At 58.3% G+C, this 15,145-nt stretch carries 10 protein-coding genes and 2 pseudogenes; 7 read left to right on the top strand and 5 right to left on the bottom strand.

Annotated features, from left to right (window positions below; translation table 11 throughout):
• Position 1 precedes the first annotated feature (1 nt).
• Complete coding sequence (locus AC3WVQ_RS35155; RefSeq protein WP_192358471.1) at positions 2–226, top strand: helix-turn-helix domain-containing protein; 225 nt, start codon at positions 2–4, stop codon at positions 224–226.
• Positions 183–310: pseudogene (locus AC3WVQ_RS35150) on the top strand (ATP-binding protein); the annotation flags it as partial. The gene AC3WVQ_RS35155 and the pseudogene AC3WVQ_RS35150, both read left to right, overlap by 44 nt.
• A gap of 662 nt (positions 311–972) precedes the next feature.
• Here the strand turns inward: AC3WVQ_RS35150 and AC3WVQ_RS35145 are convergent.
• The 3 genes from AC3WVQ_RS35145 to AC3WVQ_RS35135 all read right to left on the bottom strand — a co-directional run bounded on the left by AC3WVQ_RS35145 (position 973) and on the right by AC3WVQ_RS35135 (position 3,770).
• On the bottom strand, positions 973–1,494 hold the full coding sequence (locus AC3WVQ_RS35145) for a hypothetical protein (RefSeq protein ID WP_192358469.1): 522 nt from the start codon (positions 1,492–1,494) through the stop codon (positions 973–975).
• A 1,344-nt stretch (positions 1,495–2,838) separates the two neighbouring features.
• Positions 2,839–3,174: a hypothetical protein gene (locus AC3WVQ_RS35140; RefSeq protein WP_244496933.1), complete on the bottom strand. Its 336-nt coding sequence runs from the start codon at positions 3,172–3,174 to the stop codon at positions 2,839–2,841.
• A 359-nt stretch (positions 3,175–3,533) separates the two neighbouring features.
• On the bottom strand, positions 3,534–3,770 hold the full coding sequence (locus tag AC3WVQ_RS35135) for a hypothetical protein (protein ID WP_060520808.1): 237 nt from the start codon (positions 3,768–3,770) through the stop codon (positions 3,534–3,536).
• Positions 3,771–4,463: 693 nt separating this feature from the next.
• Between AC3WVQ_RS35135 and AC3WVQ_RS35130 the strand changes: the two genes are divergently transcribed.
• The 5 genes from AC3WVQ_RS35130 to AC3WVQ_RS35110 all read left to right on the top strand — a co-directional run bounded on the left by AC3WVQ_RS35130 (position 4,464) and on the right by AC3WVQ_RS35110 (position 13,438).
• Positions 4,464–4,823 (top strand): hypothetical protein, encoded by a 360-nt coding sequence (locus AC3WVQ_RS35130; protein WP_192358467.1) that lies wholly within the window; start codon positions 4,464–4,466, stop codon positions 4,821–4,823.
• A gap of 44 nt (positions 4,824–4,867) precedes the next feature.
• Positions 4,868–5,314: a hypothetical protein gene (locus tag AC3WVQ_RS35125; protein WP_034800012.1), complete on the top strand. Its 447-nt coding sequence runs from the start codon at positions 4,868–4,870 to the stop codon at positions 5,312–5,314.
• Between the two features lie 333 nt (positions 5,315–5,647).
• Positions 5,648–11,077, top strand: a complete 5,430-nt coding sequence (locus tag AC3WVQ_RS35120) for a HAMP domain-containing protein (protein ID WP_210333397.1) — start codon at positions 5,648–5,650, stop codon at positions 11,075–11,077.
• 10 nt (positions 11,078–11,087) lie between these two features.
• Positions 11,088–12,761, top strand: a complete 1,674-nt coding sequence (locus AC3WVQ_RS35115) for a response regulator (RefSeq protein ID WP_060520799.1) — start codon at positions 11,088–11,090, stop codon at positions 12,759–12,761.
• 422 nt (positions 12,762–13,183) lie between these two features.
• Positions 13,184–13,438 carry a hypothetical protein gene (locus AC3WVQ_RS35110; RefSeq protein WP_034800008.1) on the top strand — a complete coding sequence of 85 codons (255 nt, stop codon included), beginning with the start codon at positions 13,184–13,186 and terminating at the stop codon, positions 13,436–13,438.
• Positions 13,439–13,768: 330 nt separating this feature from the next.
• Here AC3WVQ_RS35110 and AC3WVQ_RS35105 read toward each other — a convergent pair.
• Positions 13,769–13,990 (bottom strand): annotated as a pseudogene (locus AC3WVQ_RS35105) (CsbD family protein).
• 94 nt (positions 13,991–14,084) lie between these two features.
• Positions 14,085–14,951 carry an alpha/beta fold hydrolase gene (locus AC3WVQ_RS35100; RefSeq protein WP_192359109.1) on the bottom strand — a complete coding sequence of 289 codons (867 nt, stop codon included), beginning with the start codon at positions 14,949–14,951 and terminating at the stop codon, positions 14,085–14,087.
• Positions 14,952–15,145: the final 194 nt, after the last annotated feature.

Genomic DNA, 15,145 nt, shown 5'->3' with positions numbered 1-15,145 from the left:
AATGGACGTTGAGACAGGTACGAAGATCTCCGCGAGATTGGCGCGGAGAGAGGCGATGCTCGAACCGGACGAGGTGACTGCGATGCTGCGGCTCAAAAAGCTGGGGTGGGGCACGCGGCGGATCGCGGCGGAGCTGGGATGCTCGCGCACGACGGTACAGCGATACATCGAGACGGGTGGCTGGCGCGGGTATCGGCGACCCCGTCGTGGCAACTGCTATCCTTGATCGGTTGCTGCATCACAGTCACGTCATCACAATCCGTGGCGCAGCTACAGGCTACGAGAAAAGCGCCGTAGCGGGCTTCTATAGAAGTCCACGACGGCAGCCGGTATGGAGAGTAACTAAACACCCTTGGCGGACCAGATTTGCGTGTCGCCTAAGGACCAGTTCACGATGACGCTTGATATGTGGAGGATCTTGGCCCCGCGTCTGAAGCGAACCGCAGGGACGGAAGGGCTGTTCTGGTGTCGTTGTCAGTCCAGGGCGGGGAAATCGCTGCTCGAATAGTCTATTGCTAGGGGCTGGCACGGAGACGGAGCCTGGAAGCGACCGAGGAATCACAAAAAGGAATGGCCCCGTCGCGGGACGACGAGGCCAGAGGCGCTTATCGAAGAGACTTCACTGGGGACGATCGTGAAGCTCGGGCCTGATCTCGATCGGGGAAACGGGATCAGAACAATTGAGAAACGCTTGCGTTATGAAAAGGTTCCTGGCCTCCCAATAAGAAACGGTCCTGAAGTCAACGACGGGGCCGGGACAGTGTGCTTTGTTGGGCCAGGAGGTTGGAAAAGCGCTGGGCCCGAATTTGGCTTCTGCTTCCCGACCTTAATCGGTTCCTGTCTCTTGCGGCGATGGCAGTTTCGCTAAGGCCATCAGGCGCATAGTTTTTGGAGTGGTAGGCACGGTAAAAGGCAGCGCCTCCAGAGGGCGGGCAAGTGCGGCCCGCGGGGGGGCGGGGTTTTGATTGTTATTCAATCACCCGTCGAACCAGTGCCGGGATCACCGCCGCTGCCGGTGCCAGGATCACCGCCGCTGCCGGTGCCAGGATCGCCGCCACTGCCGGTGCCGGGATCGCCGCCACTGCCGGTGCCAGGATCGCCGCCACTGCCGGTGCCAGGATCGCCGCCGCTGCCGGTGCCAGGATCGCCGCCGCTGCCGGTGCCAGGATCACCGCCGCTGCCGGTGCCAGGATCACCGCCGCCGCCGGTGCCGGGATCACCGCCGCCGCCGGTGCCAGGATCACCGCCGCCGCCGGTGCCGGGATCACCGCCGCCGCCGGTGCCAGGATCGCCGCCGCTGCCGGTGCCGGGATCACCGCCGCCGCCGGTGCCGGGATCGCCGCCGCCGCCGGTGCCGGGATCGCCGCCGCCGCCGGTGCCGGGATCACCGCCGCTAACAGGAGTACCCGGGTTGGTGTTACCGCCCGGACTGGTGCCGGTCCGATCCGTTTTCCCATTCGTTGTTGTCGGGGCGATTGCGTTTGTCGCCGGCAATCGCTCACATTGTGCTCCTCCGGCTCCATTGATCTTGTTTGCGTCTCCAATCGGGCCACATTGACCCGGGAAAATGGAGCGCTCGGCGATTTGCCCTTGCGCCGGGACGGCTATGGATAAGAAACCTGCCGACACCACGGTCAGACCGGTGCTTATCAGAAGTCTATGTATCGTGTTCATTTCGACCTCACTAATTTAGCTATATGTTATGTAATCTTTGGTGAGGGGAAAGGTTCCGTCGGACGACTCGGCTTAAAAACTTGCCTGCAGGGCTAGGGTACTATCCTGAGTGTTTTGGGCGCCGTTTAGGGGCGAGCTTTAGTTCCTCCGGTTGAACAACGAGATGCTGCGACCGTCGTGTCTAAACGAAGCAAACTGCTTCGCGAAATCTTGGGGCATGAAAAGGAATGGCTCCGTCGGGGCGCGACGAGGCTAGGGGATCTTGTCGAGAGACTTCACTGGGGACATTTGTGGGACCCCTGCGCCTAACCCTCTATCGGGGAAACGGTATCAAGACAAAGTGAGAACGCTCGCATCTTGAAATAGTACCTGCGCGCCAAAAGAAATGACCCCGTCCCTTTGGACGGGGTCTTAGAGCGCGCGTGGTATACGAACCGTGCTACACAATAGGACTCCATTCTTAAAACTATCGATGGAAGCCCTGCCTTTGATCCGTTGCGGGAATCGATCATCGGTATTCGAGAACGATTGCCGATGCGGAATGTTCCCTCGGCGGCGGAGGACCACCAGCCTGAGACTTTTACGCGGCCATATGGGACTGAAGCCCGATGGCGGAATCGAGAGCCTGTCTCGCTTCGCTTTTGAAAACGCCAGGATTGCGCAGGCCCGCCCGACCTTTACCCTGTCGCGTTTGCCGCAACTTGGGTGAGCTGCCCTCAGCAGCAGGCGCAACCCGGCGGTTCCGAACCAGATAGCGTTCTGGTAGGGAGGTTTCATCCGTATTTCCAAACCGATACTCATCGCGATGAAGTTTGCAAGTAGGAGGGCCTGCTGGTACGTGGAATGTTGCGTTTTGGCGCAAGCCGTTTCGAAGACCCTTCGTGTGAAGGCAAGATCTTGGATTGCGAGTTTGGGCCGAATGCGCACTGACACCTCGCATAAAAGGAGCGGAGTGCGCGCCATATCGGGCTTCGACGAAGCCTCAAAAGGAGTGCTCAAAAGGTGAGTGTCAATTACGCCACCTTCATTCTCCCATCGATTGATGGGTTCAAGTTTTGTCACTGCGGGCAGGGGAGAGTTTCAGCTCGATACAGGCCTGCCTTGGCAGCCCGATCCTTGCTTTGTGAACCTGACCAACAATGCTTCCAGCGACGGCGAAAGAGCTTAAAGCCGCTTGATCGGCAACGCTCGAATGACAATCTCTTGCTGGCCAAACGCGCACTCCAATTCATGGCGATAAACCCGCCACCATAGCTGGTCGAGGTTTTCTGTCATCACTTCCGCCACAACGATCTGATCACGCTCCATTTCAGCTCCGGATACCCAATTTCCTTCCGCGGGAGCATTCCTGTAAAACGTTATGCCGCCGAAGGCCTCCGCAAGTTGATGCCGAACGGTATCGAACATTTGGGAACCGAACGGTTGCCCATCCCGTCGTTTGAGAGGCAGTAAGATCTGGATAAGATGCATGTTCGGTTCCTTGATTTCGAGCAGTCCCATCCTCTAATTGCCAGGTGGTTTCTTCCAGCGAGATAAAAAGCCACAGTCATCGTCAATGACCTGTGCCCCTCGTCGCGTAAAGTCATTACCGTGTTTCGTTAGACGCCGCCAACCCACCCTGCAAAGCACCGCGTTGAACCACCAGGACCGAGAAATGCGCCTGCGGAAACAGTATCGGCTGCTACTTCCGCGGCTTCAATCGCCTCCTGCTTGGCCGCAGCGATGCTTGTCCTGGTAAGTCTTTTCATACCGCTCGACATGCGTCCGTGCTTGCAGGCTTCCACATTGAACAGGTAAGGGTGAGCCAACATGGGATTTGCAAACCCTTCGATCCCGCCCGTATCGCGACACCTCATGCCTTAGGCCTTAGGGTCTTGTTTCTCTCCCGCGCTTTTGCCGTCGGAGCTTCGCGAACGCTCCTCGAAACGTTCCTCCCCTTTTGCCAGGGGGCTTCCTTTTTGGAGTTCAATCCGGCGCTCCTCTCGTTGGGCACTCTCTTGAAGCCCTCGCGCAGACTCGTTGCCCTCGGTTTGTTCATCCGTCGGCCTTTGAGCCGAGAGCGCCTCGGAGGACGACTTTTGTTCGGCGTCGGGCATTGCTGAACTCGCGCTCGCGGCCTCATCGGCCGAGCGAAATCTCTTCAAAGCTGCGCGAACCTCATCTTCTTCCCATCCGGCCTCGACGGCCGCGGCGACCAATTCGGTTTCGAAGTCTTGCCATCTGTCCCGCCCTTCATGAGCTGAAAGAATGGACGAGAAGCACTGGTAACAGTCGGCCGACCTCTCCAACGTGCCCTTCGCAGTTCTTGGGGATGCAATGTATGTCATGATCTCGGACCTCGTATCTGACGGAGCGATCAGGCAGCGAAGTGCAAGGACCTGCATTCGCTATCACTGGCGCGCAAACCTTCGGCCTTTCAAAATGTTCCTGGGAATTTCAAACGGAGGGTACGTCGTCGGCCAGGCAAAAAGGCGTGACATGGAGCCGTTGCCGCACGATGGGAAACTCCTGAAGATCCGTGCAGCCGACGTCGTTGCGCGCGCTTCACCCAGGTTACGTAACAATCCTCTCGCGGGGGGCCCTCTAACCACAGGCTCATCGCCTATGAACTGCCTTGCCCAGGCTTGCAAGCAATTCGCCACCTGAACTCCTCCCGGCGTCTGGCGCGATGAACTCTATCAACCCTTGAACGAGCGCAGGTGTCTTTTCACATTTGGACGGAACCACCGTCTCTCATGCGGGTTTCACTGATGGCCGGCAGCCAAGTTCGTTCCGATGGAGAAGTTGCAATGGTAAATATCAAAGCAAAGGGGTTTGAAAACCTCGCGCAGTTGCAAGAACACCTGGCTGAGCTCGAGGAAGAAAGCCCTGCAGACGAGCAGGTGCCGGAAGCCTCCCCTTCCCCACAGGAGCAGATCGCAGAATTGCGCCGAGAGCTCGCTCAATTGCAGGCGCGGCTGGTGCCAATTCACGCGAAAACAGAGGGGTTGGACGTTCCATCGCGCCGGGACGTCCATCTGTGGTTGAGGATCGTCATAGCGGCGGCGACAACGCTCGTACTCGACCGCGTGGTTCAACACTTTCGTCCCGGAGCACCGGGTGCAGCGATCGTACCGTTGCTTACGGCTCGACGTGACGGCAGAATCTGATCCCTACAGGCAAAAGGCCACGGTGAATACATCGGGAGGATCCTATGTCGAACGACAATGGAACGGATGACAGAAATAGCCAGCCAACAGCCCCTGGAACCACGTTCGGACGCTCGCTCGAAAGCCAGGCGCAAATGGCGGACGCGCGAGTTGTTGCGACTGGTGAAGCGGTCGAAACCCTCAACGTCTACCGGCTTGTTCCCATTGCGGAGGCAAATGATCCCCGCTGGGCAAACGCTCCATCGCACGGCGTGGTTGTGGTGGCTGCGCGCACTGCCGGGGATGCCCGGGTTGTGGCGGCCGGCGGCGAGCTGGATTTCATGGAGGTCGACGCGGCTCCTGCGGAGGACGTAACGACGCTGCAGGCAAGTGCGTTTCGATCCGAAAAACTTTACAGCGTGGTCGAGATTGAAAGAGGAAGATCGGATCTCAGGAGGGGCGTACTTTCCGGTGCGATCTCGGTCGGCAACATCCGGCCGACTCAGGAGTAGAATCATGTAATCCGTTACCGTCGCCAACATCTTACGACCAACCTTGGGTCGGGGGAGACAATTTCCACCGCCTTGTACTGTCTGCATTCCACCCATTGATGTTGAGAAGGGGACGGAGACAAGTGGCCCGGCATTGACCGGGATGTCCCCCGCCTCTTCTGCTTTGTGCAACTTGGCTTTTCTTCGTCGAAGGCATCGCGTCCCATTGGACCAGAGCGTTCCAACAAGCCGCGCGGTGCCCATGGCAATTTGTGGGTCGAGCGCTAGATCTATCTTGCCTCAACGGAGAACACCAAGGTGGGAAGACAAAGTGGCGATGTCCGGCGTGACAATATGGGCTCAATCGATCCTCTGGACCCGGCAATCATGGCGGGCGAAGACGCACGCGCCTTGTTCGAAGCACTGCTCGCGATGAAGCGAGGAGACTTCTCGGTCAGGATGAGGCTTGACCTGGATGGTATCACAGGAAAGATAGCCGATACCTTCAACGACCTGGTCGCCGCCAACCAGAAGATGGCTCAGCAGCTAGCGCACGTTGGTCAAGTGGTGGGGCGCGACGGACGCACAAGCACCCGAGTCCGCTTCGGGCTTTCCGACGGGTCCTGGTCCGATATGGAAGACTCCATCAATACGCTGATCGATGATCTCGTATGGCCCACGGCTGCCGTAACCCGTACGATTGCCGCAGTCGCCAAAGGCGATCTTTTGCAGACCGTTCCGCTCGACGTCGATGGTCGCCTCCTCAAGGGGGAGTTTTTAAGATCCGCGAATATCGTCAATACGATGATCAAACAGCTCAGCGTATTCACCTCGGAAGTCACGCGCGTCGCCCGTGAAGTCGGCACTGATGGCAAGCTCGGCGGCCAGGCGCAGGTCCCTGAAGTCACCGGCGTCTGGAAGGACCTCACCGAAAGCGTCAACTCGATGGCGTCAAACCTGACGGCACAGGTGCGCAATATCGCCGAGGTTACGATCGCGGTTGCCAACGGCGATCTGTCGAAAAAGATCACCGTCGATGTCCGCGGCGAAATCTTGCAGTTGAAAGAGGCCATAAACACGATGGTGGATCAGCTTCGCTCTTTCGCCTCGGAGGTAACGCGTGTTGCACGCGAAGTGGGAACGGAAGGAAAGCTCGGCGGCCAAGCGCTCGTGCCAGGCGTTGCCGGGACCTGGAAGGACTTGACGGACTCCGTTAACGCCATGTGCGGCAATCTAACGGCCCAGGTTCGAAACATTGCACAGGTCACGACCGCGGTTGCCCGAGGAGATCTCTCGCGCAAGATCACTGTCGACGTGTCGGGAGAAATCCTTGAGCTCAAGGAAACCATCAATACGATGGTCGACCAGCTGAATGGCTTTGCAGGGGAGGTAACGCGCGTCGCCCGTGAGGTTGGTACCGAGGGGCGTCTGGGCGGGCAAGCACAAGTCCCAGGCGTTGCCGGCACGTGGAAGGACTTGACCGACAGTGTGAATTCCATGGCTGGTAACCTCACGGCTCAGGTTCGAAACATCGCCGAGGTGTCGACCGCCATCGCCAACGGCGACCTTTCACGCAAGATTACCGTCGACGTGAAAGGCGAGATCCTTCAACTGAAAGAAACGCTCAACACCATGGTGGACCAGTTGAACCGTTTCGCTTCCGAAGTTACTCGCGTCGCCCGCGAAGTCGGTACCGAGGGCAAGCTCGGCGGTCAAGCACAGGTTCCAGGCGTTGCTGGCACCTGGAAGGATCTCACTGAAAATGTGAACTTCATGGCATCGAACCTGACGGGCCAGGTGCGAAACATTGCCGAAGTCACGACGGCCGTGGCAAGGGGCGATCTTTCGCGCAAGATCACCGTCGACGTCAAAGGCGAAATCCTAGAGCTCAAGAATACCATCAATACGATGGTCGATCAGCTCAATGCCTTTGCCGGCGAGGTTACACGCGTGGCGCGCGAGGTCGGGACGGAGGGCAAGCTTGGGGGGCAGGCGCAGGTCTCCGGTGTCGCGGGCACCTGGAAGGACTTGACCGATAGCGTCAACTCGATGGCCGGCAACCTGACGGACCAGGTCCGCAACATCGCCGAGGTCGCGACCGCGATTGCCAACGGCGATTTGTCGCGCAAGATCACCGTCGATGTCCGCGGCGAAATCTTGCTCCTGAAGGACACGCTCAACACCATGGTCGATCAGCTGCGCTCGTTCGCGGGGGAGGTGACCCGTGTGGCGCGCGAGGTCGGTACCGATGGCCGACTGGGTGGCCAGGCTGTTGTTCCCGGTGTCGCCGGCACATGGAAAGATCTGACCGACAACGTCAACCTGCTTGCGGCCAACCTGACGACCCAGGTGCGCAACATCGCCGAAGTCACCACGGCTGTCGCGCGCGGTGATCTCTCCCGAAAGATCACGGTCGACGTCAAAGGGGAAATCCTCGAACTCAAAAACACCATCAACACGATGGTCGATCAGCTCAACGCCTTTGCAGGCGAAGTGACGCGTGTGGCCCGCGAAGTGGGGACCGAGGGAAAGCTCGGCGGACAGGCGCAGGTGCCGGGTGTCGCTGGAACCTGGAAGGACTTGACCGACACGGTAAACGTCATGGCTGCCAATCTGACTGAGCAAGTTCGTGGTATCGTGAAGGTGGTGACTGCTGTTGCAAACGGGGACCTCAAGCAGAACCTGACGGTTGCCTCCAAAGGCGAAGTTGCCGCTCTTGCCGAGACGATCAACAACATGACGGGTACGCTTGCAACCTTCGCCGACCAGGTTACGAGCGTGGCGCGCGAAGTGGGTGTCGAGGGCCGGCTCGGCGGGCAGGCAAACGTTCCTGGCGCCGCCGGGACCTGGAAAGACCTCACAGGCAACGTCAACTTGCTCGCGGCAAACCTGACGACGCAGGTCAGAGCGATCGCTGAGGTGGCGACGGCTGTGACGAAAGGTGACCTGACGCGCTCAATCCAGGTCGAAGCCCGCGGCGAGGTGGCCGAGTTGAAAGACAACATCAACACGATGATCGGCAACCTAAGGCTCACGACGGAGCGCAACACCGAGCAAGACTGGCTTAAGACGAACCTGGCCCGGTTTACCAATATGTTGCAGGGGCAGCGCGACCTGACATTGGTCGGGCGGATGCTGCTGTCCGAGCTCGCAGCGCTGGTCGGCGCACACCAGGGCGTCATCTATAAGGTTGATAGCGACGAGCGCCGGTCGACACTTTCGCTTTTGTCGACTTATGCCCACGGGATCGATGCTACCCACCCGGCGCGTCTGGATTTTGGTCAGGGGTTGATCGGACAATGCGCGAGCGATGCACGCCGAATTCTCATTACCAATCTGCCGGACAACGTCGTTCCGATCAGTTCAGGCGTGTTTTCCGCACTTCCCAAGAGCGCGATTGTGCTGCCCGTTCAATTCGAGGGTCAGGTCAAGGCAGTCATCGAACTAGCCTCGGCTGGCGATTTTACAGACCTGCAGTTGTCGTTCCTGGACCAGCTGACGACATCGATCGGGATTGTGCTCAACTCGATTGAAGCGAACATGCAGACAGAGGGACTGTTGAAGCAATCGCAGCAGCTGGCAACGGAACTTCAAACCCAACAGAGAGAGTTGCAGCAGACCAACGAGCAACTTGAACAAAAAGCACAGCAGCTCGAAGAGCGAAACGTCGAGGTCGAAGGCAAGAACCAGGAAATCGAGCAAGCCCGCCGGGCTCTGGAAGAAAAAGCGACCGAACTTGCACTGACATCGAAATACAAATCCGAGTTCCTTGCCAACATGTCCCACGAGCTGCGGACGCCGCTAAACTCGATCCTCATTCTGGGTCAGCAACTAAGCGACAATCCCGACGGAAATCTGTCGGGTAAGCAGGTGGAGTTCGCCAAGACAATTCACGGAGCCGGCACCGATCTCCTCAACCTCATCAGCGATATCTTGGACCTTTCGAAGATCGAGTCCGGGACGGTTTCGGTCGATGCTGAGGAGATATTCATCAACAACCTGCTGGAGATGATGTCGAGGCCATTCCGCCACGAGGCCGAAAACCGCAACCTCAGCTATTTGGTGGAGATCGGCGACGACGTTCCCAGAAGCGTCATCACAGACTCCAAGCGATTGCAGCAGATCCTCAAGAACCTGCTATCGAACGCGTTCAAGTTCACCGCAGAGGGCGGCGTGACGCTACGGGTGACCGCGGCAACGGAGGGCTGGTCTTCGGATCACCCCTCGCTCCAACACGCTCCCTCAGTGATCGCGTTCGAAGTGTCTGACACCGGGATCGGCATTTTGCCGGAGAAGCAACGCATTATCTTCGAGGCATTTCAGCAGGCTGACGCTTCGACCAGCCGCAAATACGGCGGCACCGGGCTCGGTCTCGCCATTAGTCGAGAACTAGCAAACCTCCTTGGCGGAGAAATTCAGTTGCGCAGCACCCCCGGGATCGGCAGCACCTTCACGCTCTTTCTACCGCTGACATATGTGGGTGCGTCGACGGCGCTCAAATCTGTTCCCGCTCCAACCAATGTGGTGCAACTGGCGGAGGCTGCAGCCGCATGGCGCGGCGAGAAAGTGGCTGAACAGATGGATGACGATCGCGGCGTGATTGAACCCGGCGACGTTGTTCTTCTGATCATCGAAGACGACGCTCACTATGCGCGGGTTCTTGTCGACCTTGCCCGTGACAACGGCTTCAAGGTCCTGGTCGCCAGCCGCGGTAGCGACGCATTGGATCTCGCCCATGAGTTCAAACCCGCCGCGATATCGCTCGACATCTTCTTGCCGGACATGCTCGGATGGACCGTACTGAGCCATTTGAAGCAGAGCGCGGCAACACGACACATCCCGGTCCAGATCATCAGTCTCGATGAAGACCGGCAGCACGGCCTCGCGCGAGGTGCCTTCGCGTTCATGACCAAGCCCACCACCGCACATAGCGTGGGCAAGGCTTTTTCGCGATTAAGAAACTACGCCGAGCCCCGTCGCAAACGCCTCCTTCTCGTCGAAGACAACGAGGCCGAGCGCATGAGCGTCACCGCACTCCTTGGTGACCATGACATCGACATTGCGAGCGTGGGGTCCGGTGCGGAGGCTCTGGTCGCCCTCCGTAACGATCCCATCGACTGTGTGGTTCTAGACCTGACGCTCCCCGACATGACCGGCTTTGAGGTTCTGGAGAAGATTCGGGACGACGATGACATCGTTGAAGTGCCGGTTGTCGTATTCACGGGGCGAGAACTCTCTCCGGAGGAAGACGCACGACTACACTCCATGGCACGCAGCGTCGTCGTGAAGGGAGTGGAATCGCCGGAAAGACTCCTCGACGAAACCGCGTTGTTCCTCCATCGGGTGGTAGCTGACATGCCCGCGGCGAAGCAAACCATGCTCGAAGAGCTCCACAGTTCGGATGAGGATCTGCTCGGGGAGGCCGTGTTGCTCGTCGATGACGATGCGCGTAATATTTTTGCGCTAAGCAGCGTGCTGGAACGGCGGGGTATGCGGGTGCTGACAGCGACGACCGGCAGCGAAGCCATCGAGGTCCTTCAAAACGAACCAGGCGTTGCCATCGTTCTCATGGATATCATGATGCCCGGGATGGACGGCTATGAAACCATGCAGGTCATTCGATCGGATTCGAAATTCCGCAGGCTTCCCATCCTTGCGCTCACGGCCAAGGCGATGAAGGGAGATCGCGAGAAATGCCTGGAGGCAGGCGCTTCGGATTACCTTGCAAAGCCGGTCAATACTGAGCAACTGCTGGCAGCTCTTCGTATGTGGCTTCATCGTTGAGGGTTTGGGCATGAATCCTGTCAACATTCTTCTTGTCGATGATCAACCGACGAAATTGCTGAGCTACGAAGTGGTCCTCCAGGATCTGGGTGAAAATCTCCTGAAGGCGCAATCCGGACGGGAAGCTCTGGAGCATCTTCTTCGAAGCGACATCGCGGTAATCCTGGTCGATGTGTGCATGCCGGAACAGGACGGGTTCGAACTCGTCAGCATGATCCGCGAGCATCCGCGATACCAAAACACGGCGATCATCTTCGTGTCGGCCGTCATGATGGCGGAACCCGACCGATTGCGCGGTTACGCCGCTGGCGCCGTCGATTATGTCTCGGTCCCGATCGTACCGGATGTCCTACGTGCCAAGGTTAGGGTCTTTGCGGATCTCTACCGCAAGACCCGCGAGCTCGAACGTCTCAATGCGGAACTCGAGAACCGAGTCCGCGAGCGCACAGCCGAGCTGGAGGCGTCTGCGACCGAACTCCGGCAGCTCAATGAGGAACTCGAACAGCGCATCGAACAGAGGACGCGCGAACGAGAGGCAGCGCTTGCGCAACTGTTCGAAGCGCAAAAGCTCGACACCGTGGGTCAATTGACTGGCGGTGTTGCTCATGACTTCAACAACCTGCTGATGGCGATCCTCGGCAGTTTGAAGCTTTTGAAGAAGCAGCTCCCTCAGGGAGGTAAGAGCGAGCGGCTGGTCGAAAACTCGATCCAGGCGGCCGAGCGTGGTGCCGCATTGACCCAACGCTTGCTGGCGTTCGCCCGTCGTCAGGAACTGAAACCTCAACCGATCGATTTCCTCGATCTTTTTCAAAACATTGAAGACATACTCGTCCGCGCTCTTGGCCCCGGCATCGACGTGCGAAAACACATTCCCGCATCTCTTCCGCCGTTGCTCGTCGATCGCAACCAGCTCGAGCTTGCCTTGCTCAACCTGTTCGTGAACGCTCGCGATGCGATGGTAGGTGGCGGCACGCTTGTCGTGTCGGCTGAGGAGGATTTAACATCGATGCCCGTTAACCTCAAGCCGGGTCGCTACGTGCGAATAACGGTTTCGGACAGCGGTGAAGGCATGGACGAGGCCACTGTGGCGCGCGCGACCGAGCCATTTTTTACCACCAAGGGGCAGGGAAAAGGGACGGGGCTCGGCTTGTCGATGGTCCACGGCCTTGCAGCTCAATCCGGCGGTGCGTTGAGCCTTTCGAGTAGAAAGGACGAAGGCACTACCGTCGCGCTTTGGTTGCCCGTCGCCGAAGATTCCGTGCCGGCGAGCACGCCCTTGGAAACCACCGCGCTCGAGGTTTCCCAAGTCCAAAGTCCTTTGAGGGTACTTGTAGTCGACGACGATGTTCTCGTCAGTATGGGGACAGCCGCTATGCTGGAGGATCTCGGCCATACCGTTGTGGAGGCATCTTCGGCAGCCACCGCACTCGAGATCCTTGGATCGGGACATACGTTCGATCTCGTTATCAGCGACCAGGCGATGCCAGGCATGACGGGTGCGGAGCTGGCACGTTTGATTTTCTCGTCCTATCCGGGTCTCCCAGTGATCCTTGCTTCGGGATATTCTGAGTTGCCCGACGACGAGGGACTTCAGGCGCTCTTGAGAATGACAAAGCCGTTTACGCAGGAAGAACTACAAACAACGATCGGACGCGCGGTGGCCCACCGGGCCACAGCCGCTTGAGAACTTCGTCACGTGCTGAACATCGCAGCAATGATGAAGCGTTCGGAATTCTCGCGGCTGTTGAAGTAGTAGACGGCCAAAAGGGAAGGACACAGCCGATGTCTCGTCCGCCGCGTCGGCTTGGATGACTGTTTCCGAACGCCGCTAGGCGACAGCCTCTATCCATAGCTCGCGCGTGCCAAGCCACTTCAACATTTCCAGCTGACGATAATCAAAGAAGCTGCGGGTGGCGTGGGGGGAGACGATCGCTGCGAAATCTTTCACGCGGAACCTGCCGGCGGCAGACTGAGCTCAGGCGTCACTTCAGAACGGGGCTTGCTGCAAGCTCACATCTCGATCACGACGATGTGTACTTTGACAAAGGAACGGGAGTTTGGCTCGATGGTTCGTCCGACATCTACTGGATCAAGAGGAGATTCACGATGCTAAAAACAATGTTAACGGCAGCTGCGCTGTTTGTTGCAGCGACGCCTCCCGCATTTGCCCTATCGGATATCGTGTGTGACCAATCGAACATGTCAAAGCTCGAGAAGGACGTAAAGAGCATCAAAGACGAGATGAAGAAGGACTACGCCAACAAAGAACTCGCCATGGCAAAGGACGCGCTTGCATCAAACGACAGCGACAAATGCAAAACGCACATGTCGAATGCGATGAAAGGCAATGACCCGATGTGATGGGTGAGCGGATTCGGAGGCTCCCTTTTCAAACCGGCCCTGTTGCATGCCCAGACGGAGTGTTGATGCAATATATCGGAGCATTGGAGTGGTTGCCCTTCCTTTTCGCTCGACTCCAGCGGCGCGAGCGCTGCAGCCACCTCAAAAAAACTTGAGGCCCTCGAGGGAGTCGGAGGGTCTCAAAAGGCCCACGTCGCCTTCGTGCCACGCGGTCTTTTAAGCTGCCCCCTCAACCTCTGATCTGGTGCCGGACGCGGAAAGCTTCGCTCCAAATGGTTCCCGCCGCTCCTAAATCAAAATAGTCCGCCCCGCCAAGGCGGGCAGACAACGTCACCAGGTTTGCCGGCCATACCAGTCGTCGATGTTCTTGCCGGACGCGATCCTTCTCGAGGCCGCCTGAATCTTCACTTCTAGCTGATCTTGTTTTTCCCCTTACTTGATCAAGATCGTCGTCGGTGAATTTGCCCTACTTTCCTTGATTTTTCCCTTGAATTGCTTGCAGTTACCTTCATGCGATCCGGCGGCGAAACGCCTGGCGGCTCCTTTGTTCACCGGTTCGTCCAGATTGGGGTTTGAGGAGGGTGATCGACATAACGGCCGCTTCGCTTCGCGGGATGGCTGGCGGGTGTGAGGCTGCAGAAGAGGACTAGATTTCGATTTGGCTTAGGAAGCGAGCAAGTGCCTTCGACAATTCCTCGGGTGCTTCCTCAGCCATATGATGGCCTGAACTGATGGAGTGGCCCTCGACCTTCGTTGCCCAGGGGCTCCAGACCGCCAGAACATCATCGTAGAGATCCGCGAGGTCGTCCAACCTGGACCATAGACACAACATCGGGCACTCGATCAACCGGCCGGCCCGCCGATCGGCGAGGTCGTGTTGCCTATCGACACCCAGCCCAGCCCGGTAGTCTTCAAGCATACCGTGAACAACGGAAGGATTGCGGGTGGCGGCTCGGAAGTCCTCATAGGCAGCCTGACCCATTGGTTCCATTTCGCCGCCGTACCACGCATCCGGATCGGCAAGGATTGCGCGTTCCGGCTTATCAGGGACGGCAAAGAAAAACCAATGCCACCATTTTCTCGCAAACTGCTCACCAGTTCGTTCGAGAGCTTCCAGGATTGGAACAGCGTCGAGTACGACCAGGTGCGTGACGATGTCGGGATGATCCATTGCGAGCCGAAACGCGGTGTAGGCGCCACGATCATGCCCGACAACGGCAAATTGAGTATGTCCAAGCGCCCCCATCAGCTCGACGCATGCGGCAGCCTTGGCCCGTTTCGACGAGCCGGAGTGGTCAGGCGTATCCTGCGGAACATAGGATTGACCAAATCCCGGCAGATCTGGACAGATAACCCGAAAGGTGTCTGCCAGCCGCTCCGCCACCTTCCACCAGGTGACGTGGGTCCGGGGGTGGCCGTGAAGCAATAGAACAGGCGGACCGCTTCCGCCATGTCGCACCCGCAGCTGGCCAGCTGTTACAGGTATCGTTTCAAGTTTGAAGCCCTCGAACATGGCAGTGCCATGAGTGCCATGGGGCCGGTTTTGCATTATATCCGGGCCGCAGATCGGTTAGTAACCGAAGAAACTCTAGCAAAGTCCGATAGTTCCAACCGAGTGTGTGCCTCCCCCAACAAATCGTGGGCCCCACGGGTTAGCATTCGGAACACGTCCGACGCCTGTCACGCCGCCCATTCTGGCCATCATCA

The sequence above is a fragment of the Ensifer sp. EB106-05-01-XG146 genome, assembly GCF_058791875.1.
The sequence above is the reverse complement of the archived record's forward strand: the minus strand, read 5'-3'. Positions and strand labels throughout refer to the sequence as shown.

What these genes read in the sequence shown, in the direction of transcription:
- AC3WVQ_RS35155 (WP_192358471.1), top strand. Translation starts at nt 2, where the DNA reads ATGGACGTTGAGACAGGTACGAAGATCTCCGCGAGATTGGCGCGGAGA.
- AC3WVQ_RS35140 (WP_244496933.1), bottom strand. Translation starts at nt 3,174, where the DNA reads ATGGGACTGCTCGAAATCAAGGAACCGAACATGCATCTTATCCAGATC.
- AC3WVQ_RS35135 (WP_060520808.1), bottom strand. Translation starts at nt 3,770, where the DNA reads ATGCCCGACGCCGAACAAAAGTCGTCCTCCGAGGCGCTCTCGGCTCAA.
- AC3WVQ_RS35130 (WP_192358467.1), top strand. Translation starts at nt 4,464, where the DNA reads ATGGTAAATATCAAAGCAAAGGGGTTTGAAAACCTCGCGCAGTTGCAA.
- AC3WVQ_RS35125 (WP_034800012.1), top strand. Translation starts at nt 4,868, where the DNA reads ATGTCGAACGACAATGGAACGGATGACAGAAATAGCCAGCCAACAGCC.
- AC3WVQ_RS35120 (WP_210333397.1), top strand. Translation starts at nt 5,648, where the DNA reads ATGGGCTCAATCGATCCTCTGGACCCGGCAATCATGGCGGGCGAAGAC.
- AC3WVQ_RS35115 (WP_060520799.1), top strand. Translation starts at nt 11,088, where the DNA reads ATGAATCCTGTCAACATTCTTCTTGTCGATGATCAACCGACGAAATTG.
- AC3WVQ_RS35110 (WP_034800008.1), top strand. Translation starts at nt 13,184, where the DNA reads ATGCTAAAAACAATGTTAACGGCAGCTGCGCTGTTTGTTGCAGCGACG.
- AC3WVQ_RS35100 (WP_192359109.1), bottom strand. Translation starts at nt 14,951, where the DNA reads ATGTTCGAGGGCTTCAAACTTGAAACGATACCTGTAACAGCTGGCCAG.